This is a genomic window from Pseudanabaena sp. lw0831 (assembly GCF_016584665.1).
Taxonomy (GTDB): Bacteria; Cyanobacteriota; Cyanobacteriia; order Pseudanabaenales; family Pseudanabaenaceae; genus Pseudanabaena.
In genome coordinates, this window is the sequence record NZ_BBJB01000061.1 from 1 (window position 1) to 23,270 (window position 23,270).

26 protein-coding genes are annotated in these 23,270 nt (G+C 42.4%); 12 read left to right on the plus strand and 14 right to left on the minus strand.

The annotated features are described in order from the left end of the window. Positions 1 to 120 precede the first annotated feature (120 nt). A complete protein-coding gene (locus APA_RS12240; protein ID WP_201322553.1) occupies positions 121 to 1,587 on the plus strand; it encodes a sugar transferase in 1,467 nt (488 codons plus the stop codon). Between the two features lie 236 nt (positions 1,588 to 1,823). Next, positions 1,824 to 2,084: a hypothetical protein gene (locus tag APA_RS12245; RefSeq protein ID WP_201322554.1), complete on the plus strand. Its 261-nt coding sequence runs from the start codon at positions 1,824 to 1,826 to the stop codon at positions 2,082 to 2,084. A 116-nt stretch (positions 2,085 to 2,200) separates the two neighbouring features. Here the strand turns inward: APA_RS12245 and APA_RS12250 are convergent, their stop codons facing one another. Next, positions 2,201 to 3,055, minus strand: coding sequence for a pentapeptide repeat-containing protein (locus tag APA_RS12250; protein WP_236579552.1), 855 nt, complete (start codon positions 3,053 to 3,055; stop codon positions 2,201 to 2,203). Next, positions 3,042 to 3,221, minus strand: a complete 180-nt coding sequence (locus APA_RS25215; RefSeq protein ID WP_236579553.1) for a pentapeptide repeat-containing protein — start codon at positions 3,219 to 3,221, stop codon at positions 3,042 to 3,044. The genes APA_RS12250 and APA_RS25215 overlap by 14 nt, the downstream gene beginning before the upstream one ends. A 239-nt stretch (positions 3,222 to 3,460) precedes the next feature. On the opposite strand from APA_RS25215, the gene APA_RS12255 reads away from it, so the two are divergent. Next, complete coding sequence (locus tag APA_RS12255; RefSeq protein WP_201322555.1) at positions 3,461 to 5,647, plus strand: sigma 54-interacting transcriptional regulator; 2,187 nt, start codon at positions 3,461 to 3,463, stop codon at positions 5,645 to 5,647. Between the two features lie 44 nt (positions 5,648 to 5,691). On the opposite strand, the gene APA_RS12260 is transcribed toward APA_RS12255, so the two are convergent. Continuing rightward, complete coding sequence (locus tag APA_RS12260; RefSeq protein ID WP_201322556.1) at positions 5,692 to 6,792, minus strand: glycosyltransferase family 4 protein; 1,101 nt, start codon at positions 6,790 to 6,792, stop codon at positions 5,692 to 5,694. 101 nt (positions 6,793 to 6,893) lie between these two features. Between APA_RS12260 and APA_RS12265 the strand changes: the two genes are divergently transcribed. Further along, a complete protein-coding gene (locus APA_RS12265; RefSeq protein ID WP_201322572.1) occupies positions 6,894 to 7,523 on the plus strand; it encodes a Uma2 family endonuclease in 630 nt (209 codons plus the stop codon). 21 nt (positions 7,524 to 7,544) lie between these two features. Here the strand turns inward: APA_RS12265 and APA_RS12270 are convergent, their stop codons facing one another. From APA_RS12270 to APA_RS12290, 5 genes are all read right to left on the minus strand, one after another. Beyond that, on the minus strand, positions 7,545 to 8,279 hold the full coding sequence (locus APA_RS12270) for an energy-coupling factor ABC transporter ATP-binding protein (RefSeq protein WP_201322557.1): 735 nt from the start codon (positions 8,277 to 8,279) through the stop codon (positions 7,545 to 7,547). 6 nt (positions 8,280 to 8,285) lie between these two features. After that, positions 8,286 to 9,098, minus strand: coding sequence for a cobalt ECF transporter T component CbiQ (gene cbiQ, locus APA_RS12275; protein ID WP_201322558.1), 813 nt, complete (start codon positions 9,096 to 9,098; stop codon positions 8,286 to 8,288). Positions 9,099 to 9,182: 84 nt separating this feature from the next. Beyond that, the gene (locus APA_RS12280; protein WP_201322559.1) at positions 9,183 to 9,506 is read right to left on the minus strand and encodes a PDGLE domain-containing protein; all 324 of its coding nucleotides are present in this window, start codon (positions 9,504 to 9,506) and stop codon (positions 9,183 to 9,185) included. A gap of 26 nt (positions 9,507 to 9,532) precedes the next feature. Beyond that, positions 9,533 to 10,240, minus strand: coding sequence for an energy-coupling factor ABC transporter permease (locus APA_RS12285; protein WP_201322573.1), 708 nt, complete (start codon positions 10,238 to 10,240; stop codon positions 9,533 to 9,535). Positions 10,241 to 10,394: 154 nt separating this feature from the next. Beyond that, entirely contained in the window at positions 10,395 to 12,086 is a 1,692-nt protein-coding gene (locus tag APA_RS12290) for an NAD-binding protein (protein ID WP_201322574.1), read from the minus strand. A 290-nt stretch (positions 12,087 to 12,376) separates the two neighbouring features. On the opposite strand from APA_RS12290, the gene APA_RS12295 reads away from it, so the two are divergent. Next, complete coding sequence (locus APA_RS12295; protein ID WP_201322560.1) at positions 12,377 to 13,360, plus strand: saccharopine dehydrogenase-like oxidoreductase; 984 nt, start codon at positions 12,377 to 12,379, stop codon at positions 13,358 to 13,360. Positions 13,361 to 13,413: 53 nt separating this feature from the next. Here the strand turns inward: APA_RS12295 and APA_RS25500 are convergent, their stop codons facing one another. Both APA_RS25500 and APA_RS12300 read right to left on the minus strand, forming a co-directional pair. Beyond that, positions 13,414 to 13,536 carry a hypothetical protein gene (locus tag APA_RS25500; RefSeq protein WP_268961916.1) on the minus strand — a complete coding sequence of 41 codons (123 nt, stop codon included), beginning with the start codon at positions 13,534 to 13,536 and terminating at the stop codon, positions 13,414 to 13,416. A 120-nt stretch (positions 13,537 to 13,656) separates the two neighbouring features. Continuing rightward, on the minus strand, positions 13,657 to 13,887 hold the full coding sequence (locus APA_RS12300; protein ID WP_201322561.1) for a hypothetical protein: 231 nt from the start codon (positions 13,885 to 13,887) through the stop codon (positions 13,657 to 13,659). Between the two features lie 110 nt (positions 13,888 to 13,997). Here APA_RS12300 and APA_RS12305 point away from each other — a divergent pair, with 110 nt between their 5' ends. Continuing rightward, positions 13,998 to 16,484 (plus strand): NACHT domain-containing NTPase, encoded by a 2,487-nt coding sequence (locus tag APA_RS12305; RefSeq protein ID WP_201322562.1) that lies wholly within the window; start codon positions 13,998 to 14,000, stop codon positions 16,482 to 16,484. A gap of 77 nt (positions 16,485 to 16,561) precedes the next feature. On the opposite strand, the gene APA_RS12310 is transcribed toward APA_RS12305, so the two are convergent. From APA_RS12310 to APA_RS12325, 4 genes are all read right to left on the minus strand, one after another. Continuing rightward, complete coding sequence (locus tag APA_RS12310; protein ID WP_201322563.1) at positions 16,562 to 16,846, minus strand: type II toxin-antitoxin system mRNA interferase toxin, RelE/StbE family; 285 nt, start codon at positions 16,844 to 16,846, stop codon at positions 16,562 to 16,564. Further along, complete coding sequence (locus APA_RS12315) at positions 16,843 to 17,079, minus strand: hypothetical protein (protein ID WP_055076422.1); 237 nt, start codon at positions 17,077 to 17,079, stop codon at positions 16,843 to 16,845. The genes APA_RS12310 and APA_RS12315 overlap by 4 nt, the downstream gene beginning before the upstream one ends. Positions 17,080 to 17,107: 28 nt before the next feature. Further along, positions 17,108 to 17,260 (minus strand): hypothetical protein, encoded by a 153-nt coding sequence (locus APA_RS12320; protein WP_201322564.1) that lies wholly within the window; start codon positions 17,258 to 17,260, stop codon positions 17,108 to 17,110. A gap of 183 nt (positions 17,261 to 17,443) precedes the next feature. Continuing rightward, on the minus strand, positions 17,444 to 17,833 hold the full coding sequence (locus APA_RS12325) for a hypothetical protein (RefSeq protein ID WP_201322565.1): 390 nt from the start codon (positions 17,831 to 17,833) through the stop codon (positions 17,444 to 17,446). 280 nt (positions 17,834 to 18,113) lie between these two features. Between APA_RS12325 and APA_RS12330 the strand changes: the two genes are divergently transcribed. The 6 genes from APA_RS12330 (at position 18,114) to APA_RS12355 (ending at position 23,239) form a co-directional block, all read left to right on the plus strand. After that, entirely contained in the window at positions 18,114 to 18,878 is a 765-nt protein-coding gene (locus APA_RS12330) for an SIMPL domain-containing protein (RefSeq protein WP_201322566.1), read from the plus strand. A gap of 74 nt (positions 18,879 to 18,952) precedes the next feature. Then, a complete protein-coding gene (locus APA_RS12335) occupies positions 18,953 to 19,444 on the plus strand; it encodes a hypothetical protein (RefSeq protein ID WP_201322567.1) in 492 nt (163 codons plus the stop codon). 67 nt (positions 19,445 to 19,511) lie between these two features. Beyond that, positions 19,512 to 21,356, plus strand: coding sequence for an ABC transporter ATP-binding protein (locus APA_RS12340; RefSeq protein ID WP_201322568.1), 1,845 nt, complete (start codon positions 19,512 to 19,514; stop codon positions 21,354 to 21,356). A gap of 254 nt (positions 21,357 to 21,610) precedes the next feature. Further along, on the plus strand, positions 21,611 to 22,096 hold the full coding sequence (locus APA_RS12345) for a hypothetical protein (protein ID WP_201322569.1): 486 nt from the start codon (positions 21,611 to 21,613) through the stop codon (positions 22,094 to 22,096). A gap of 92 nt (positions 22,097 to 22,188) precedes the next feature. After that, positions 22,189 to 22,857: an ATP-binding protein gene (locus tag APA_RS12350; protein WP_201322570.1), complete on the plus strand. Its 669-nt coding sequence runs from the start codon at positions 22,189 to 22,191 to the stop codon at positions 22,855 to 22,857. 148 nt (positions 22,858 to 23,005) lie between these two features. Continuing rightward, positions 23,006 to 23,239: a DUF1830 domain-containing protein gene (locus APA_RS12355; RefSeq protein WP_201322571.1), complete on the plus strand. Its 234-nt coding sequence runs from the start codon at positions 23,006 to 23,008 to the stop codon at positions 23,237 to 23,239. The last annotated feature ends 31 nt before the right edge of the window (positions 23,240 to 23,270 follow it).

Consider the following 23,270-nt stretch of genomic DNA (forward strand, 5'->3'; position numbering starts at 1 on the left):
GAAGCGCCGCAACTCTCATTTGGGTTTTGATTGGAGACAGCATTTGGGCAAGATAATGAACAGGGACTTAAACAAAGCAAATTTTGTGATGCACAATCAGATTAAGAGCAAAAGAGGAATATGAGAGTGAGTAGCGATCGCAAACCAACCAAGAAGCACACCGAACAATGTGCGAAAAAATATGACATTCGAGCAGGTAACCAGATCAAACAATGGTCTATGGTCGAGTTCAACTGGTTGCGATCGCTATTCCTAATTGCTAGTGACACCTTGGGATTGGGCATAGCATGGCAAGTTTCTCGAAGACTTAATCAGGGCTTTTCACCTCTACCACCAGAACTTAATTGGGGCGAATTTGCAGGATTTACGGGTTTGTTTTGGGCTTTTGCGGCAGCGATCGTTACAGGATTTGCCTATCACAACTTTTACCGAGGAGAGTCACAATGGCGTAACTATGTAAAGCAAACTCAAGTCATTAGCAGCATATACATGGCATCTTTGGTGGTCAGCTATTTTTATAGCCCTGGAGTTGACGCACCGCGATCGCTGTTTTTTCCCGCATGGATTGGCAGCATAGTAATGATTATCGGATTACGCTTGCTATTAACTTTGCTCTTTGATCAGTTTCCGATCGCCAGAATCCATACGCCAGTTTTTATCATTGCGCCTAGCGATCGCTTATCATACTTAGCCAAAATTGTCGAAAAAAGAACTGGCTATAAAGTTGTCGGGGTACTTACTTCTTCTCTCGCTAATACTTCACACGCAATACAATCTATTATTAGTTCTGGAGCAAAAGAGGTGATTGCGGAAGGCCTGCCAGAAACACAACTTGCTTCTCAATTATATTGGCAGCTTCGCAATGCGGGAATTGGACTAAGGCTAGTTCCATCTAGCTTAATGCTGCTTCATCGGCGCGGTACTCCAGAGATTTTTGCATCAATGCCCATGATTCGGATTGAGTCATCGCTGTTAGCGAATTGGGAATATATTTTTAAGCGCTTTTTGGATTTGGTCGCTGCCTTTCTTGGGTTAATAGTTTTATCGCCAGTATTTATTGGAGTTGCGATCGCGATTAAAACTAGTTCTAAAGGGAGCGTATTCTATACTCAAGATCGCATTGGCTTACAGGGTCAATCTTTCCGTATGTGGAAGTTTCGCAGCATGTTTATGGATGCCGATCGCCGCCAATCAGAACTAGAACACCTTAACAAAAGTTCCGATGGTGTCATGTTCAAAATCGAACAAGATCCACGCATAATTCCGATTGGACATTTTTTGCGTTCTACAAGTCTGGATGAACTTCCACAACTATTCAACGTGCTAATTGGACAGATGAGTCTGGTTGGCCCACGTCCTTTGCCCGTCAGGGATGTGGCAAGATTTACCAATTGGCATCATACAAGGCATTTAGTTATGCCAGGGATTACAGGTTTATGGCAAATTTCAGGGCGATCGGATTTAGATACAATTGATGATGTAGCAAAATTAGATCTTTTCTATATAGATCGCTGGTCACTAAATTTTGATTTGGAAATCCTCATTGAAACTCTACGGCTAGTTTTATTTGGTAAGGGTGCATATTAAGGTAAATTTCCACATAAAAACTAAAGCCCGAAAAGATAAATCGCCCGCTGCGCGGGCGATTTATCTTTTCGGGCTTTAAGGTTTCTTTTGCTTAGCTACTTACTGCCAAGCGTCATTTTTTATCTTTTTTTCATCAAATTCCTTTGCCGAGTATTGCAAAAGACAAAATTTTTTGAACCTATCCGACTATAATTCAATAGCATTCATCCTTAAAACTCTTTACGAAGGTAATTAAAATGAGCGAAGAACAAAAATCAGGGATTGGTGGATTTGTAAGTGGCTTACAGCAGAAAGCTGGGGAAGTGGCTGAAGGACTCAAGGATAAGGCTGAAGGCGCTATCGGCGAAGAAAACGTCAAGAAAGTTTCTGATGTTCTAAACACAGATGTTGGTGCGATCGCTAAAGATTCTGCTGGTAAAGCAGTTGATGCACTAGAAAATCTTACTGGTCGTGACATTGACGGCGATGGCGATATTGGTGGTAAGCCACAAGCTTAGTAAAGTATAAGTACTCACTAAAAAATATAAATCGCCCGCGCAGCGGGCGATTTATATTTTTGGGTTTTACTGTTTGATACAAATCACTAATAAAGACGGCATTTATGCCGTCTTTATTAGTGATTATGGATCGAGCCATCGGGCATAATCGTTCCAAATAGATTTGCTTCAGATAAACTAACTCCATTCAGATTGGCAAGCCGTAAATTAGCTTTAACTAAATTGGTGCCAATCAAAAATGCAGCATCTAGTTTTGCTGAAACCAGTTGTGCTCCAGTCAAAATTGCCCCGTTTAAATTTGCATTACTTAAAATTGCATCACTTAAGATTGTATCTTCCAAATTACTATCACTCAGATCGGCATTGCTCAGAATTGCATTGCTCAGAACAGCATTTTTTAAATTTGCGTGACTTAAATTAGCATTACTTAAATTGGCGTTACTGAGAATCGCATCAGCTAAGTTAGCATGATCCAGATTAGCCTGATTAATAGCAGCATTACTCAAATCGCATTCTTGTAAATTGGCATTGCTCAGATTTGCGTTACAAAGCTTTGAGTCTGATAGATTGGTATTACTAAGATCGGCAAATTCTAGATTTGCATTAGTTAAATCACTGCGGTGGAGATCAGCATTTGTGAGATTAACGTTGCTCAAAATAGCATTGCTTAAGTTTGTCTCACTTAAATTTGCATTGCTCAAATCACTTTCGTCTAAGTCTGCACCACTCAAATTAGCACCATTAAAATAAGCCTTAGTAAGATCGGCTCCTTGTAAGTTTGCCATACTCAGATCGCATCTTTCCAAACAAGCTTCTCTTAGATGAGCTTTACTGAAATAGGCTCCACTCACTTCAGCATCTTTAAGATTTACTTTATACAAATCTGCTTCTCGCAAATTCGCTTTAACGAGATCAGAACCACTGAGATTTGCACCTAATAAATTAGCATTACTCAAATTAGTCCACCGCAAGTTTACTCCACCGCAAGTTTACTCCACTCAAGTCTGCTTCGCGAAGATTGGCACGTCTTAAGTTAGTACCACTCAAATTAGGAATAATCTCAGGATTTTCAAGTCGCCATCTATTCCAACTGGCTACCCCTTGTTTCAGTATCGCAAGATGTTCCGAGTTTCCCATATGTCTCTTCCTTTTACCCCATGATCTCGTTTGGATGTAGCGGTTATTAGGGAGTCATGCTCCCATTAATTATCACTTGGCGAAACAAGAAAAAGTCAGTAATTAAAGTATTGCTGTCGCCAGTTTTATTACAACGCTTCGCGCTCAAACCAGAACAAAAAGAAGTTATTTGTTTACATGTATAGCAAAGTCAACGGAGTATACTCTAATTAGCAATAGCCATAGACCTCTTAAGAATTATGTCTTCCAATTATTCTGAAACCTCTTTAGAGTGGATGCAAGAGCGATCGCAGGTTTTGCAGCCCTATCTGATTACCAAGGCTGAGCGAGGAATTATTGGTAAGAGCCGCTATGCGATGAGGCTGCGTCAAGAGATAAAAAGTGCCAGTGAGGATCGGCAGCCAGTATTGATTCTTGGCGAACCTGGACTGGACAAAGATAATATTGCGGCTTTGATTCATTTTAATTCAGCACATCGACGGGAAGCGATCGCCAAGGTAAATTGCAGCCTCGTCCAAACTAGTGGTGCAGATTTATTTGGTCGCGCAGGTGGTAATCATGGGTTGTTAACATATTTGGGAAAAGGAACTTTAGTTTTAAATAATGTCCAAGAGTTACCCAATGAATTGCGTCCTCAGATTGTACAGCTTCTAAAAAATGGAACCTTTAGACAAGTCGGAAGTAATGCAACCGATGCGCCTTTAACCTGTGAATCGCGGATCATTATGGTTTCCGAGAAACGTCAATCGTCCTGTGAGTCATATGTTAAACATTCGATCAAAGTTCCATCTTTGAGAGTGCGAAAAGCCGATATTAAATCCCATGTGGAATATTACATTAGTTTGTTTTGTCGCGATCGCGGTATCCCTAAACCAACTATTACTGCTGAGGCTTTACGTAGTCTCCAAAGCTATGACTTTACAGGAAATTTAAAAGAACTACAATTATTGCTGGAACGAGCAATATTACAGTCACAGGGTGCGCGATCTCTACACGAATCAGTATTTTGGTCAACCCAACCCAAGGGTAAAAAGTTTCGCTTTAATCTACTCAATGCTTATCCCAATCTACGGCATTTTTTACGTAGTGACTGGTTTCCCGATCGACTTAACTATGGATTTACGTTCGCTTTTTTTGCGATCGTCGTTGCCATACTGTTTTTAGCACCTCAAACTCGCGATCAAAATATTGCGCTTAACTTTTTTTGGGCATGGTGGTGGCCATTAATTTTAATTGGCTTTCCATTTGTGGGAAGGCTATGGTGTTCTATCTGTCCGTTTATGATTTACGGCGAGGTAGTACAGAAGCTTTCTCTATGGCTATTCCCCCGACAGCTTAAACATTGGAATCGTGATGTTTCTGAACGTTGGGGTGGATGGTTTTTGTTCGGTCTATTCGTGCTAATCTATTTATGGGAAGAACTTTGGGATTTACAAAATACTGCCTATCTTTCTGCATATTTATTGCTATTGATTACGGCTGGAGCGACGATCTGTTCGCTGATTTTTGAGCGCAGGTACTGGTGTCGCTATCTCTGTCCAATTGGAGGGATGAATGGACTATTTGCAAAACTCTCAATGACGGAGTTACGCGCTCAACAAGGAACTTGTTCGGCTGAATGTACGACTTATCAATGCTATAAAGGCGGTGCGAAAAAAGGCGAAGGTCTAGAGACAAATGGATGTCCGCTTTATTCCCATCCTGCTCAGCTACAAGATAATCGAGACTGTGTACTATGTATGACTTGCCTCAAGGCTTGCCCTCACAGGTCTGTAGAGTTTAATCTTCGTCCTCCCGCAATTGAATTATGGACAACCCATGTACCGCGTACTTATGAAGTTGCATTGCTATTGTTACTGCTTGGCGGTGCATTTTTGCATCGCTTACCAGAAATCACCTCGGCTTTGGGGTTGCCGACTATTAAGGAAGCATTCTTTCCACATCTAGCAGTATCTCTACTCATTCTGATTGTTTCTGCGGCAATCCCCTTAGTTGCTTATGGGATCATGCGATCGCTCTACTTTCTCACAATTGTCTGGAGAAAGAATTGCGAAGACAATCAGCTTCCTTTTAGTATTACAGCTTGTAAACCCAGACCATTTATCCAGATCGCCTATGGATATTTGCCTTTAGTTCTAGGCGCAAATCTAGCGCATTATTTACGTCTATTTCTCCAAGAAGCGGGTCGGGTATTGCCAGTTACTTGGGCGACTTTTGGGCTGGATGGTTCGACATTGCCGATTTTTATTGCTCATCCTGCGGTAATTTCCTTTTTGCAAGGAACTACGTTAATTTTCTCTGTGCTTTTGACTTGGGTGTTAACGCAAAAGATTGCCAGACAGCCTTGGCGATCGCTGATACCTCAACATTTGAGTGCGGTCATTTCAGCGATCGCTTTGTGGATAGTTATAGTTGTTCCTACGTAAAACAAAAAGAAGAGAGATGGTGCGAAGCACCATCTCTCTTCTTTTTATGTTGCAATCATCTGATCGTATAGTTGAGCCGTTTTTTCGAGCATGATTTCGCTAGAAAAAAGTTGACGATAGCGGCTATAACCATCTTTTGCAAAGCGATCTCGTAGGTCATGATCGACAATTAGTTCGGCAAGCTTAGCAGCCAAACTATCAGGATCGCGTGGCATGACGATAAAACCTGTATGGCGATCGCTTACTTGTTCAGCAATACCACCCACACGAGTTCCGACTACTGGCTTTCCTTGAGACATCGCTTCTGCACAGGCAAGACTGCAAGCTTCTTGAAGAGAAGGCAATACAAAAATGTCGAACAGTTGCATCAAGTTCGGTAAGTCATCAAGATAGCCCGTAAAAATTACGCGATCGCCTATACCTAAAGCCTGAGCTTCTTGTTTAAGAGAAGCTTCTAAATCACCATTACCTGCAATTACTAAACGCAGGTTTTCTCCTTGCAATTTTGCAAAGGCCTGAAGTAAATAGGTTAGCCCTTTTGCTTTATCTAGTCGGGCGGCTGTCCCAAGAATGATTTGATTGGTTGGGTCTAGTTGAAATTTCTTGGTGAGTTCTAATGATTTATCAGAATCGAGAATTGGCTCTTTGACTCCGTTATAGATTAAATGGAGTTTCTTTTCACTTAATCCAACGTCTCGTAAAAGATTATATTCAGCTTCGCAAACACAAATTACGCGATCGGCAAACCAATTGCTAAACCAGCATGACATTTGATAACTAAATTTCGCCCCTAGTCCATGAAAGCCATGTACAGTATAGAGAACAGGGACTTTCTTTAACACTAAATATACAGCTAGCATTAATTCGTGAGCGCCGTGAACATGCACAAGATTGATCGCCTGTTCTCTTTGGATTTCCTTGATTCTTGCGATCAGTTCTGGAAAGCCTTTAAATACATTAATCTCCCACTTTGTATATTCACGCTGCGAAATTGGTAAAGCTCGAAATTTGGGTGCACCTTTGCCATCTGGAGCTAATAGCGATATTTTGTAGCGATCTTGTAGTCCTTCAATGAGGCTAAGGGCTTGCTTTTCTGTGCCACCTTGATTGAGGTACGGCAGAATGAATAAAATGTGTTTTTTCACTGTATATGACAATTACTTTTTGCTATGCTGTCAGCAAATTGAGCTTAGTTATAGCAGTTATAATTGAGGCAAGTCAAAACCCCAAAGATAGAGGTGTGGCAATGGTGCAAGCATTAGTTGACTGCGATCGCATGACTTTTGAAGAGTTTATCGATTGGTATCCCGAAGATGGTAGGCGCTATGAGCTATATAGAGGAGTGGTTAGAGAAATGATGCCCATAGGTGATCATGAATTAGCTAGTAGCTTTTTGTCTGAAGAGCTAACTTTAGAGGTTCGTAGTAATCATCCTAACTATCGTGTTAGTAGGATGTGTCTACTAAAGCCAGAAATGGCTGAGACAGGGTTTATTCCTGATGTGGTGGTCATAGATCGGCGGGAACTAGTAAATGAAGCTCTCTGGCAGAAGTCTTCAGTAATTCAAAATGGAAAGACTGTACCTCTAGTAATTGAGGTGGTAAGTACCAATTGGCGCAATGATTATGCTGTGAAGTTGGCAGAATATGAAGCAATGGGAATTGCTGAATATTGGATTGTGGACTATCTAGCTTTAGGGGCAGTGCGACACATTGGCAAGCCAAAGCAGCCGACCGTAACAGTATGTAAATTAATCGAAGGAGAGTATCAGCTATTTCTTTTTACTGCTGGGAAACGGATTGAATCTGATATTTTGCCCGAACTAAATTTGATGACTGATACGATTTTTCAAGCTGCTATTGAGGTCGCAGGATAAGCCCTATTAAAGGACTTAATGCTATCCTAGACTTAATGGCATTTCTAAAGAATGTGCTAACAAAAACTCCCGATCGCTTAATACCCTCTTTGTCGCACCATCATAGACAATTTCACCCTCACTCAAGACAACAGTGCGATCGCATAGCTCTAGAACTAAGTCCAAATCGTGGGTGGCAATTAATTGAGTTTCGGGCAAGGTTTGCAAAAGCTGGATTAACTGACGGCGAGATCGCGGATCGAGCTGGGCAGATGGCTCATCAAATACTAAGACCTGCGGCTGCATTGCTAAAACCCCTGCGATCGCAACTCGTTTCTTTTCACCACCAGAAAGATTATGAGATAGCCTCTCTCGATATTTTGCAACATCTAGCCCGACTGCCACCAAAGCCTCTGCTACTCTTGCTTTTAGCTCATCTCCTCGGAGTCCTTGATTCATTAAACCAAAAGCAACATCTTCCCAAACCGTTGGCATAAATAATTGATCGTCTGGATTCTGAAACACAAGACCGACAAAATTCCGAATTGCGGCGAAATTGCTGGACGTGACTAGCAGCTCACCGACGACTATTTCGCCCTGATGTGGCATGAGAATACCATTCAGATGCAAAAGTAATGTTGACTTTCCAGAACCATTGGCTCCAATGAGTCCCACCCTCTCGGTTGCGGCGATCTGGAGATTAATCCCTTTTAGAGCCTGAATACCATCAGGATAACAATAACTGAGGTTCTCAATAGAAATAGGATTGTGATGCAAAGCGCTTTAACTAATAAAAACTTGACCGACTATAATCAAAATAATAACGCAACCAATTGCCATGCGATCGCTCCATGTGCTCGTAACTGATTCGAGCATGACTGGAGTACCTTGATAGCCGCGTGCTAACATCGCCTGATAAATGCGATCGCCGCGATCGTAGGTACGGATAAACAGAACTCCCAACATATTGCCTAGTACCTGTCGTTGCCACGGTCGATCGTGGCGCTGGGGATTGTAGAGATTTTGTGGCGCAAAATTGCGGGCAGTTGCCGCACGATGCATCGCATTAAATTCATTAGTTAAGACTCCTATGTAGCGATACATTGAGGAGAGAATGCTAACTAACAGTGGTGGCATTTTGAGGGTAACTAGAGCTTGTAGTAATAATGGAATGGAAGTACTGAGGGTAAGAATATTCAACAGCAGTAAAGATAAAAATGCTTTGATGCTCACACTTCCTAAAATTATTAATCCATTGGTAGTTATTTGTAACCATCCCCATTGCCAAAGTATCTGTCCACCACCACGGAAGAGAGTTCCTAATAGGATCACGCTAATAAAGGCTAATTCGATCGCCATGCGTTTGGCTAGAATTCCTAAATCAACTTTACTCCAATATAGGATTGGCAAAACAGTAACTCCATATACTGCCCAAGTCCACCACCTGCCCATCGGAGTTAGGGCGATCGCAAATACCAATAGAAATACACAGATCAAGCGTGTATGTACAGCTAAGCGATTCCATACATTTAAGCGATCGCTCTGTGTTTGAGATAGATGATTACTTGACTCAATTAGGTGAATATGTAATAGCATAGATTTAGTTTCATAACAGTAAGTAGCTAGGTTGGGGGCACGCGCAGCGTGCCCCCAACCTAGCTACTTACTGTGTTTCGTCCTCTATTTCTGTTTTGGTTCAGATTTTCTTACTGTGAGTTTGCCAACTCCCCACGCTAAGCCAAATACAACTAATGTCCCTGTGATTCCTGCTAGTGCAGTTGATACTTTCTGATCGGGAACTGCCTTGAAAGAATATTCTTCAAAAATATTAGCAAAGGGAAGTTGTTTTGTTGGTGGTTTCTCAGTAGCTTTTTCTTCAAATTTTAGATCTTGAGAAACTCGATCTAATCCATCTGGATCTTTACTCGTAAAGGGTGAGATGAATGCGGCAATACTCAGTGCTAGAATTAATCCTGAGAATAGAAAAATACGATTTTTATGCATTTGTTTAGAGTGTTTATGGAAATATCTTATTCCCCTCTCCCTCTGGGAGAGGGGCTAGGAGAGAGGGGCTTAGGAGCATCATAAATTAGCTCAGGACGAGTCTTCCAGATAAAGCTAGTTACAGCGAGAGTAATAAATGCTTCGCCAAGCCCGATCATGAAATGCCAAGTAAGCATAGCAGTCATTCCTAAAGCCAAGGGGACGGTGTCTGAAAGAGCCAACAGCACCGCACAGACTGCTGCCGCCACAACTACACTTGTCCATGAAGCGATCGCAGTGCCAACACTCATGCCTAACCATGTATTGCGTCCAATCAAAAATCTGATCACTCGATAGAGATAATAACCACCAAAGGTTCCAATTAATCCCATAATCGTGATGTTTGCGCCTAGAGCAGTTAGTCCACCATCCTGAAACATGACAGACTGCACGATGAAGACCACTGACATTACTAACGAACCTGCCCAAGGACCAAGTAAGATACCCGCTAGAGTACCACCCATCAAATGTCCAGATGTACCACCCACAATTGGGAAATTAATCATCTGCGCAGCAAATATAAAAGCAGCACTCACTCCCATGAGCGGAACGGTACGTTCTTTATATTCTGACTGAACTCGATTAAGAGAGAGAGCAATTAGGGCGATCGCAATGCCCCCTGTGACTAAACTTACAGGTAAACTCAGATACCCATCGGGAATATGCATCGCCAAATAGACTGGGAAAGAAAACATCAATGCCTCGTAAGTATTTGGATAGTAATCTAGAGGATATGAGGGGCGGCGCTTTGCGCCGCCCCTCATATCCTCTAGATTATGATAAAGATATTTCGCTAGTTTGGCATCCAAAATAACAGAAGATTAATGAGGCGATGACAATACGGGTTGTCTAGCTAACTGCTACTTGAAATGGTGCAACACGCCAGAGTTGTTCTAGCTTTGCCGCAGGCATCGTCAAATAGAGAATATCACCTGCGCTTAGCGAAGCTTCTAATAAATTCCATCCATGAATTGTTTGGCAAGAAGTTTCGATATAAAGTGGGACAAAATCCGCTGTCATTGATGCCTCCCGTACAGGTTTTCCGCAGAATGGATGATTGGGCGTAATCATCGTCGCGATCGCTACCCAGAGACTATCTGCGACAATACCATTGCCGAGAATGCGTCCACCCAGTGCTGAAGAAGCAAAGGCAGGAGCCGCGATTTCAGGAGGACTAAGAACTGACTCGAAATCAAATACTTCCTGCGCCATGCTGGCATAGTAAGGATCGTCATAGCGCACCACCACCCGACATCGGGGCGCAATGCCCTTAGCATTGAGCGCGATTTCGAGATTGGCTGTGTCATTGCTAGTGACAGCAAGGATACTTTCAGCTTTTTCGAGATTGGCGGCTTTGAGCGTAGTTGGAAGGCTCGCATCACCATGAATAACAGGAATACCATTTGATCGCACGGTATCTAAAAAGCGATTATTTAGGTCGCGTTCTATCACTAGAACTTCGTATCCATAGCTGACTAGTTGCAATGCTGTCTGCACGCCGACACTTCCTAAACCGCAAACCACAATATGATTTCGTTGTGGGACTCGCGCCGCATCCCAAAAGTTTCTAAGTCTAGAACCGAGAATAAAATCATTTAAGATTGCGTAAAAAATCCCAATTACTGCCGTACCAATCAGCATCATCACAATCGTAAAAACTTTGATGCTATCAGCAGAATGTTCCACAACCTGCTCGTTGCCGCCTGCTCCTGTAATCATTCCTACCGAGAAATACAGCGCATCTACTAACGAAACTTTCATCTGGAAACTGGTATATACCACTGTTGCCGAAAAAATTGTTAGCAATAAAGCGATCGCAGTAAATAACACGGCTCTTCCATGCACATGAAAGTGACGAATGCTCATGAATAGCTTCGATATTTTCTGCAAGATCGGACGCGATGCAGTGCGCACGCTAGGTTGCGTCCCAAGTAATAGGCGATCGCCTCTTTGCAATGCTCGACCATTGAGAACGGCACTCACCAGATCGACTTTGCTCTCGTCATAGGGCAGATAATAGATCAACATGCGAGTGCGATCTTCCCAAAATTCTGATAGTGGTTTACCTAACCAAGGATGGCGATCGTCGATATATTCTTCGTGAATTGGCCAAGTCTGATTAAATAGGCGTAATTGCCCGATCGCTTCACTACCCATCGCGCTAAAGGCAAATACGGGCGCGGCTAGAGCAGCTACACTCATGGTCAAATGATTGGGCAGAGTCAAGTCGAGACGCACGCCCAAACTAGAGTTAAACAAGCGATTAATAATCCTGACATGGGGATTAAGCACTCGCGCTTGCATCAAAATTGTCAGGTTGCGGGTTTCATCGGCTCCCGCCAAAATCAAAGTCTGCGCGTCTCTAATTCCTGCGGCAATCAAAGTCTCCGCCGCCGCCAGATCTCCAATCACAATTTCGGCATCGGGATGATGAATTGGGCGATCGTGAATACCGACCACAAGACAGCCTTGCTGCTTCAGTAGGCTCAAAATCTTATAACCTGTTCGGTCTAAACCACAGATGATAATGCGGGGTTTCATTGCTTGTGCGCGATCGCGATCGCTACCCATAGAACTATCGTAACTATTGTGAGCTATAGATGACATTGTGACTGTAGCTGACAGCACGAATCAAAATTTATAGATTTTGCCAATGAGTCCAAAAATATGTCAAATTAAAGGATCGCAATATAAGTAGCTAGGCACAATTAAATATAAAACCCCAAAATCTGTTCCGCCCGCTAAGCGGGCGGTACAGATTTTGGCTCGTTTTTTTTAATTATGCCAAGGTACTTAATTAAAAACTACCTCGATAAACGAAGTTTAAATTAATGACATTAAAAGTTGGAATTTTAGGATTTGGCGGATTAGGTCAGGCGGCGGCAAAGTTGCTTAACGCCAAGAAAGAAATGCAGTTAGTCGTAGCCGCCGATAAGGAAGGCTTTGCTTACGATTGCAATGGACTCAACGCCGCAGATGCGATCGCAGCCTATCAAAGCAAAGGATCTCTAGGTTATCTCGAATCATCGGGCATTTTGACGCAAGACAGTATCGCTGAGGCGATCGCTACCTCCAAGGATGTTGATGGTTATTTCTTAGCATTACCGAATCTACCCAATACTTTTATGGCAAGTGTTGCCAAGCAATTTATTGCTTCAGGATGGCAGGGTGTGCTAGTCGATGCAATCAAGCGTACTAGTGCTGTTGAGCAAATGATTGCTCTTGCTCCTGAACTCTCGGCAGCAGGAATTACTTATATGTCTGGTTGTGGTGCAACTCCAGGGTTGTTGACTGCGGCGGCAGCGATCGCGGCTCAAAGCTTTGCGGAAGTCCATAAGGTTGAGATTACTTTCGGAGTCGGCATTGCGAACTGGAATGCCTATCGCGCTACGATTCGTGAAGATATCGCGCATATGTCTGGCTATACGGTGGATATGGCTCAGGCGATGACTGATGTGGAAGTGGAAGTTCTACTCGAAAAGACCAATGGTTTAATCTCGTTGGAAAATATGGAACATGCTGATGACATCATGCTGGAGCGTGTCGGTATTTGCGATCGCGATCGGGTCACGGTTGGTGGTGTAGTCGATACGCGCAATCCGAAGAAGCCTTTGAGCACGAATATGAAGCTGACGGGTCGTACTTTTGAGGGCAAGATTTCTACGCATACTTTCACGCTTGGCGATGAGACGAGTATGGCGGCGAATGTTTGCGGGCCAGCGTTTGGCTATCTGAAGGCTGGTAAGCAGTTCCATCAACGCGGTATTTATGGGTTGATGACTGCGGCCGAGGTGATGCCTGCGTTTGTCCGCTAATTAATTGTCTTTAGCTATAGTCTTAGGGTGTGTTAGCGACAGCGTAATGCACTCTAATCAAGAAATTTCAAATACCCAGATCCCCGACTTTTTTTGTGATTGATAGAAGTGATCTGCGATCGCAAGATGTCGTCTGGAATTTCTAGCCCGTTGATGTAGGCTTCGGCAAGTGCCATTTGCGTTACATTAAAAGCTTCATCTAAGCATTAATTCAGTTGTTGCGCCTATATTTGGCAAGCTATTTTTTTGGGATGCAATTAGTTAGAGAAAGCACTCACAGGGTGCTTTCTCTATAGCTACTTTTTGCTTGAAGATGAGCCTAGAATGCTGCGAACTAACACTGCGAAAGCGAGAATTATGGCAACAGTGGGATTGTTGGCGATCGCAGGAATTGTATTGGATGCGTCAGCGGGTGTTGTTGATGGTGTGGATGCGATCGCATTTTGTTTAGCTGGTGCATTATCGAGTTGGGCGATCGCTTGAGTTGTGACTGGCTTTTGAACTTGGGCTTGATTTGGGGCTGACATAATTAAAAACCTCTGTGATTTGAATAAAACTATCGTCACCCGAAATTATTAAAAGCAAGTCAGAGTAAGGTGTTAGACTCATGTTAGCTTCATGTTAGGGATGCGATTACATGGCAAAGCCAACACTTACTGCTTCGATTGTGGGCAAGGAAAAAGCAAATGCAGCTTTTAAACGTTTAGGCAAAACACAAGACTTTGTTGCTGGTGTTTCGGGTACATCGCGTCAATTAGTCAGCAAATTTTTAAATGGGCTTAGTGTTGAGCAACCAAAATTTATTGCTATCTGTGATGCTCTTGAACTGAGATGGCAGGAAGTTGCCGAATTAGACGAAGTTGAGGTTACAAACGATAGCAACCCAAAAGAGCTAGAACTTTTAGTCCAAGAGGTGAAACAAAAAATTGCGGCGGATGTGACGGAGCGCTGTGGGACGATGCGGGTGTTGGATATGACGCAACCTGTCGATCTGGATCGGATTTATACCGATGTGAATATCATTAAGGATGTGACTGGGCGGCGGCGGATTGGTTATGACGAGGTGATGGAGGTATGTACCCGTGAGCATTTTGATCGCTTTTTAGTGGGGACAATTAAAAAACGGGTGACGGGATTTGACGCAGTTGAAGAAATTCAGAAGTTGGTAGTGTTGGGTAAACCAGGGGCAGGGAAAACCACGTTTATGAAATATTTGGCGATGTCTTGCCTCGGTGGTCGATTTCATGGGGAGCTTGTGCCAATATTTGTGACGCTGAAGGCTTATGCGGAGGAGAGGGAACAGCCATCGCTAGAGAATTATATTTTGACGGAATTTCAAAAGCGGGAGGTGGCGGTGGATGTGGTGAAGCGCTTACTCAAGGAGGGGAGAGCGTTGATCCTGTTGGATGGATTGGATGAGGTGAAGAAAGAGGACGATCGCCGTGTTAAGCAGGACATAGATCAATTTTCGAGGGATTGGCTAAAAAATCGCTTTGCGATTACTTGTCGGATTGCAGCGCGAGAATATCAGTTTGAGAAGTTTACGGAAGTTGAGGTGGCGGATTTTGATGATGGGCAGATTGAAACCTTTGTGAATAATTGGTTTCGAGAGAGGGATAAGTCAAAGGCAGAACGATTGTTAGAAAGGTTGAAGGGGAATAAGCCTGTTAAAGAATTGGCTAAAAGTCCTTTGTTACTGACGTTGTTGTGTTTGGTATTTGGAGAACGTAACGACTTCCCTCCGAAGCGATCGGAACTGTATAAGGAAGGTTTGGAAGTGTTGATGAAAAAGTGGGATGCCAAGCGCAATATCGAACGGGAGATGATTTATAAGCATCTGTCGCCACAAAACAAGGAGGATATGCTGGGACAGATTGCCTTTAATACCTTTGTGAATGGTGAATATTTCTTTCGGCAAGAGGATTTGCAACGCCAGATTAAGGACTATATCTGCAATCTCCCTGAAGCATCCGCCGATCCTGAGGTGTTGCGGCTCGATAGTGAGGTGGTGCTAAAGGCGATCGAGCATCATCATGGGTTATTAGTGGAGAGGGCAAGAAATATTTATTCTTTTTCCCATTTGACTTTTCAGGAATATTTTGCGGCACGAGAAATTGAACGGGAAAGACATTTTGAAAGGTTGATCGAGAATATTTCTAATCCCAGATGGAAGGAGGTTTTTTATCTGACTGCGGAAATGTTGAGGCGATCGGATGATTTTTTGTTAATAATGAAGGATCGCATTGATGGAATGGTTGCAAATGATGAGAAGTTGCAAGCGTTTCTAGAATGGGTAGATCAAAAGACAAATTCTGTAGAATTTAGCTATAAAACTGTCGCAGTTAGAGCTTTTTATGCATACTTTGAAGCTCACGCTCACTTCTACCCCCGCGCCCTCCAATTAGATATCGGTCTGGGTAGCCACCTCAACCTCGCCAGCTACCTCGACCAAGACCTCAACCAAGACCTCAACCAAGACCTCTTCCTCGCGGAAGACCTCTCACTCACCCACAGGCGAGGCCTCGCCATCGCTATCGTTATCAACCACGCCCTCGTTATCAACCATGCCCTCGACCTCGACCAAGACCTCAACCATGCCCTCGACCTCAACCAAGACCAAGACCTCGCCATCACCATTGCCAGCGTTATCATCCGCGACCTCGACCTCGACCTCTCCCAAGACCTCTCCCTCGCTCTTGCCTTCATCCGTGCCAACGACCTCAACATCTCCGCCCGCGCCCAATATCTCTACAACAACGACAACGCCTTAGATATCGCCCAACACCTCGCTCTTGTCCGCGCCCGCACCCGCGCATCTGATCTTGGCGATGATGTATTGCGACAAGCGCTGCAAGCGCTTAAGTCTCAGTTACCGACTGACCTAGAGGAGTTCTATGCTTGGTGGAAAAATCATGGAGAGGAATGGACAAAGGAATTGCGTCAGGTATGTATCGATTGCCGCAATATCGGTCACGATTGGCAATTTACTGATGAGCAAGCAGAACTTCTCGAACAATATTACGCAGCCAATCTCCTCCTTGTCGAGTGCATGAACCGCAGCTACGTAAGCAAACAAGTCCGCGAAGCGATCGAATCAACGATGCTTTTGCCAAGTAAAAAGTAAAAAGGCAAAAGGAAAAAGGAAAAAGGAAAAATTTAGAAATAGATGATTTTTACTCTTTAATTCCCCCTTTTTCCTTGTTAATAGACTTCATCATGAGAGCCAATATTAATCAATAGAATGGCTTCAATACTATTGTCAGGATTTTGGACAAACTGAAACAATATCCGATAGCTATAATCAACAGAACAAGACCATACATCCGACAAATCTCCCATCAGCTTATGAGTTCTCAAACTTGGATGAAATGGCTCCTCAGCTAATTGCAGTAAAGTCTTTTCGAGCAAAGGACGCAGTTGAGGATTTTTGCGAACCAGCCTTTTAAAAGCTCTGATTGATTTAGGAGTCCAACCAATTTCTCTCAACTATCCAACTCCGCTAAGAAATCACTAACAGAACCAAATTTAACTTTCCCTTCCAAGTACTCCTGCTGAACCTCTTTGACCTCTTGGATGACTTGCTGGCTTTGACGTTGTTTCAAACGATTGCTTAAAATATTAAGCAGCACAACTTGATCTTGCAAAGATAAAGCCTCTACCGCATCGATCGCCTTTTGGAATGAAGGAGTTTCTAATACCTGATTTACAGTACTTTGCATAAAGCTTAACCTAACAACCTGTAGTTGATTATAATCGATATTTCTCGGTGGACAAATTGCGATCGCCATCACCACAACCGATAAAACCACTTCGCTTTAATAGGAAAGCTGGATCGCGCCTTTGCTCTTGAAGATATTGATAATAAAAAGCGATCGCGTGAAGGAAAAATTGTAAATGCACAGATCCCCGACTTTTTCTCCGCAATCAAAGGGGCTTGTCAAGTTCACAAAAAAGTCGGGGATCTCAATCTCTGCTTTTGCCAAGAGAACCGGATAAAGTTTAAAAGTAGACTCTTTTTGACTCTTGATTCGCAAATTGGAGAATGGAAGACATTACCCAGCTTTTTCCTTTTTCCCTTTTCCTTTACAAAGCTTGTTGCTTGAGCCACAGTCGCATTTCTGTATCTGTATCCGCATAGACAGATTGACCAGTGACAGGATTGTAGGCATACCACCACTGATTGCCAGAGCGATCGCAAACTTGCTTGACCTTAATTTCGGCTTTCGTAAATAGGAAATTCCGTAGTCCTTGCCATAGCGATGCTGCTGGTGTCTCTGCTTGATTGGGGGCGATCGCAATTCTTTCTAGCTCCAGCATTGCCAAAAGTTCGGTGTTATGGTTGGCGCGGGCAACCTCGAACCGCCGCTCCAGCGAAGTCCACATACTGGCAAGATGTTTTTTGTAACTATCAGAAACTGTTGAACCGTCGAAGAACAAGGCAGAATCTGTAACTTGATGTATAACATTATTCATGATCTTAATAGCACGCTTTCATGTTGCTAGATGTTTTCAATCGGATAACATTGCATAGTATATATTGATACAAAACCAATCTGTGTATATTTTTCTGTGTTAATTGTTACAAAAAGATTAAGGACAAAATTCTTGCCTAAAAGCTAAAGTCATCCAAAGATAGCTGAACAAAATCAATCCAGTTTTTCCTTTTTCCCTTTTCCCAGAATTACGTTTTATTACAAGCCGTAACTACACAAGCCCCTTATCGTCATGCAATGTAACAATTCCCAATAAAGCTATGCTGTCAGAACCAAACGCCTTAACACCAAAACCAGCATCTCCATTTCCACAACTATTCAGTGGAATGCTTGCTCTGTCGATCGCACTTGTTGGTAGTGCCTATCTCGCTGGCAATGCCCTGCGATCGCTAAGGTCAAATGACATCTTGACCGTAATTGGTTCATCGACTCGTCCCATTCGTGCGGATTTTGTGATTTGGCGTAGCTCGGTTTCTAGTCAACAGACGACATTGCCGCTGGCTTACCAAGAACTCAAACGCTATAACGAACGAGTGCGAGCCTATCTCAAGAGCAAAAATATTCCTGATGATGCGATCGTCGTTAGTGCGATCGAAACTCAGCCGATTCCTGAAACCAATAGTAATGGAGTCCAAACTGGCAAAACCATAGCTTATCGATTGATACAACGCTTTGAGATTCGCTCTAAGGATGTCGATGGCATTAGTGCGATCGCGCGATCGAGTACAGATTTGATTAATGAGGGTATTCCCTTCACCTCGGAGCCTGCGGAATATCTCTATACGCAGCTTAGTCAGTTGCGGGTGGAAATGATTTCGGAAGCGACGAAAGATGCGAAGGCTAGGGGCGATGCGATCGTCAATGTTTCGGGTAGTCGCCTCGGCACAATTCGTAAGGCGGAAACCGATGTCTTTCAAATTACGGCGCGATATTCCACCGAGGTCAGTAACAGTGGCTCTTACAACACCACTTCGATTGATAAAGATATTCGGGCAGTAGTAGCGATTACCTTTGCTGTTGAGTAAACATAAAGTAGTGGCAAAATATAAAGTAGTTGCAATTCATGAATTGCAACTACTTTATATTTTGCGGTGAAGCTATGAGTTATTTTAGTTCGCGATCGCCATCGTCTCCTTGTCCTGTTTGTATGCGTGGCACGATCGCACCCATGCCGATGATGGAATCTTTGGCTTGCGATTTTTGTAGTCATATTTTTATCCTTGAGCAAAGTGCCGATCGACGTCAGCAATTTTTGAGGATGGCAGATACAATCTCTTTGTTGCGATGGACATGGACAGGCAAGCGCTGGGAAAATGCCAATGCAGTGCAAGTTTATAACAGTCGTTGGTTAAGTATTTTGGGGATTTTATTAGTATTAGTACCAACTGCGATCGCTTCCATAGCTGTCTATCTTTTCCCAACAGAACCTGATGTTCCTTTAGCATGGTTTCCTAAATTCTGGGCGATATCCACATTTTTTGGTCATTTGATTGTGTTGTTATCTATTACTCGTGACTATACAGAGTTTCCCATCAGGGCTTACTGGCGATCGATTAAGCGATCTCTTAAACATCAAAACCAAAGAAGCTAGAGGCGGCGCAAAGCGCCGCCTCTAGCTTCTTTGGTTTTAGAGATGAATGTAGCTATAAAATGGCTGTATGGCAAAAAAGAAAAAAAGTGAACTAAAGGGACAGAGATCTCTTAAAAAGACTTTGCGTAAGTCTTTGACAATATTTCGCTATGGCATCAAGGCTTTAGGTCTAGTGTGGACGACTAGCCGTGGATTAACCTTGGCGATCGCTATTTTTACACTTGTGAGCGGACTGTTACCTGCGGCGATCGCCTATGTTGGTAAATTGATCGTCGATAGCGTTGTGTTGGCGGCGCGGAGTGGATTGTTAAGCGATCGCAATTTGGCTCTTAGTTACGTGGGATTTGAAGCAATCTTGATCGTGATTTTGGCGGCGGTTCAGAAAGGACTAACCGTATCTCAATCATTGCTGCGAGTGCTACTTGGTCAAAGAGTAAACGTATTAATTTTAGAAAAAGCGCTTACCCTCGATCTGGCGCATTTTGAGGATTCAGAGTTTTATGACAAGATGTCTCAGGCGCGAGCGCAGGCTTCTAGTCGTCCGCTATCATTGATCAGTCGCATCTTTGGTTTAGGGCAGTCAGCATTAACTCTATTGACCTTTAGCGGATTATTATTAAACTTTTCCATTTGGGCAGTGATTGTCTTGGTCTTAGCGGCGATTCCGTCTTTTATTGCGGAAACTAGATTCTCAGAACATGCTTTTAAACTGTTTCGATGGCGATCGCCTGAAACCCGTCAGCAACATTATCTAGAGACCTTACTGGCGCGAGAGGACTATGCGAAAGAAGTCCAGCTTTATCAATTAGGCGGAATGCTATTGCAGCGTTATCGTGATGTTTTTGATCGCCTTTACGTGGAAGATCGCAATCTTACAATTCAAAAAGGATTTTGGGGCTATCTGCTGGGATTGCTCAGCACAGGCGCGTTTTATGCCGCCTATGCATGGATCGTCATGGAGGCGATCGCAGGTCGAATTAGCCTAGGGGAGATGACAATGTATTTAGTCGTGTTCCGTCAAGGTCAGTCTACTTTCGCATCAGCTCTAACTTCCATCGGCGGCATGTATGAAGACAATCTCTATTTGGCTAATCTTTACGAATTCTTAGAACAGCCTATTCCTCAATCTCAGGGTGAAATTACCAAGGGAATCGTATCGGAAGGAATTAGATTTGAGAATGTTTCCTTTTGCTATCCTGAAAGCCAAGAGCCTGTTTTAAAGGATATTTCACTGCATCTCAAGCATGGTGAGAAATTAGCGATCGTGGGCGAAAATGGCTCTGGCAAAACTACACTCATCAAACTTCTGACTCGGCTATATACGCCTAGTAGTGGCAGGATTTTATTAGATGGTGTTGATTTAAATGATTGGGATATTGATACATTACGCAGAAGAATTGGTGTGATTTTCCAGAACTTCGTACAGTATCAATTTACCGTAGGAGAGAATGTTGGGGTTGGTGATGTGGAACGCATTAATGACAATCAAGAATGGGAAATTGCGACTGAAAAGGGCATGGCGAAACCTTTTATTAATAATATGCCACAGAAATTTGGGACGCAGTTGGGTAAATGGTTTAAGGGTGGTCAAGAGTTGTCAGGCGGACAATGGCAAAAGATTGCGCTTTCTAGAACATTTATGCGATCGCAAGCCGACATTCTCGTACTCGATGAACCTACGGCGGCTATGGATGCTGAAGCAGAGATGAATATTTTCAATCATTTCCGTTCTCTCACCAAAGATCAGATGGTAGTTTTAATTTCCCATCGGTTTTCGACTGTGCGCATGGCGGACAAAATCATCGTGATGGCAGATGGTCGGATTATCGAGCAAGGCAGTCACGAGCAGTTATTGGCAGCAGATGGACGCTATGCCCATCTTTTCTTTCTGCAAGCAGCAGGTTACAAATAATACGTTTTATTGCTAAGTCAATCAAGTCAATCGTTGCCACACATTAAATCAATCGTTGAAATGATTGGATACATTACAGGGCATTATACAAAGTTAAAACAAAATTAAAAGCTAAACACACCCTAGAACGTTTACCCAATAAACTTTCTAGGATATTGCTTTACCCTTTTTGCTGACTAATAAAGCTGTATACAAGGAGTGAGATTGACACAAGATGTTTGATTTTACGCTTATTTATTTATTTTGAGAAAGTGATGATGACTATAACAAATGAGAGAAATACTCTTAACCAAGATTTCATCAAATACACTTCTAGTTTTGATGGCATGGGACTGCCAAATAGTTATGCGATCGCACCAGAAAACTATGAAAAAAGTGGCAATGTTCAATCTGAGCCAGAAAGCATATGCACGGTTATAGCTATATTTTCTTCAAGACAAGAAGCTAACGATGCAGTACTAGAAATGCAGCAACAAGGCTTGAGTTCACCTCAGATTGTCATCATTTCAAACCAATATCAAGAACATCAAAACTCAATGTATTGGGAATATATTGCTTCAGATCATGGTTTACCATCAGTTCTGACAGGGCTAGGAATTAATGTACAGGACACCTTGCAATTTTTAGAAGCTATTAATGATGGCAAGTTTTTAGTGATAGGGCTAGTCAGCGATCGCGATGCTAGTCAGGCACAGTATATCCTCAAGAATATCGGACGTAAAGTGATCGCTGTTTATTGATTTGTCATAGTGGTTTTGAATTTATCAAAGATAAATTCAAACCTCGAAATCAAGTTTATATCTAAATAGAAAAAAGAATTTGGATGAAAACAATGAATATGCAAAATGAAGAATCGATTATTTGCACTGAATATATCAATGCAATTTCAAACAAAAATGCTTATACAAAACATCAAGAAAAAACCCTGAAGAATTTTGCAACTGAATCAATCAAGGTCAAGGAAGTAAATACTACATTTATGATTGATGAGGTGATATCTGATAGCATCTTGAGGTTGTCTAGAATTAAATCCTCCAGAGGAATTCAGATTTTATTTGAAATGAATCATGATTCTATTGTGTATGCTCGTCGAGATATGATCTGCTGCATGGTTAGGAATCTCATTATTAATATCGTAAAATTTGGCTCCAATGGAGAGAAGATAAAAATTTCTTCTGGGATTGTTCAGGATAAAGTCAGGGTATCTATATCTGTCTCTGGTGGAAGCACTAACAAAAATGATTTTTATCAACTTTTTCAAGAGCATGAGAATATAGCTAATTTCAACAAAGTTGACGAGATAATTGCAAGGATTGAATTGTTATTGTGTCGCCAATTTGCAGAAGCGAATAATACTGATCTATCAGTTATATATCGAGAATGTAAACAAGATCTCTTGTTTACATTCTCCCTATTAAAAGGCAGTACGAATATACATGATAATAAAGTTAAATCGAATATTCCAGCTAACACATTAATACATTGGCATAGCAGCTTTTAAGTAGCTATGCACAATTAAATATAAAACCCCAAAACATTTACCGCCTACTAAGCGGGCGATAAATGTTTTGGTTTCATTTTTTTAATTATGCCGAGGTACTTAGATGTTTTTGCAAGAGAAAAGTTCTTTTTTAACCAATTTGAAAGACGTGCTAAATTCTGATTTACATAAATCCAATAAAAAGCCCTATCGCTACATTAACCAAACTAAACGGATTCAAATTATTCGATTACAGATAGGGTTAGATGAATGTATTGAGAGAGCAGTTTTCCCAGAAGATGAATTTTGTTTTGAGGCTCCATCTGATGCTTATTTAGAGATTAGTACCTATACGATCGCCACAGCCGTTTTAAGCGATCGCATTCCTTGCCAACAACTTTAAAGATATAAAACCCAAATAGAGAAAGGCGGCG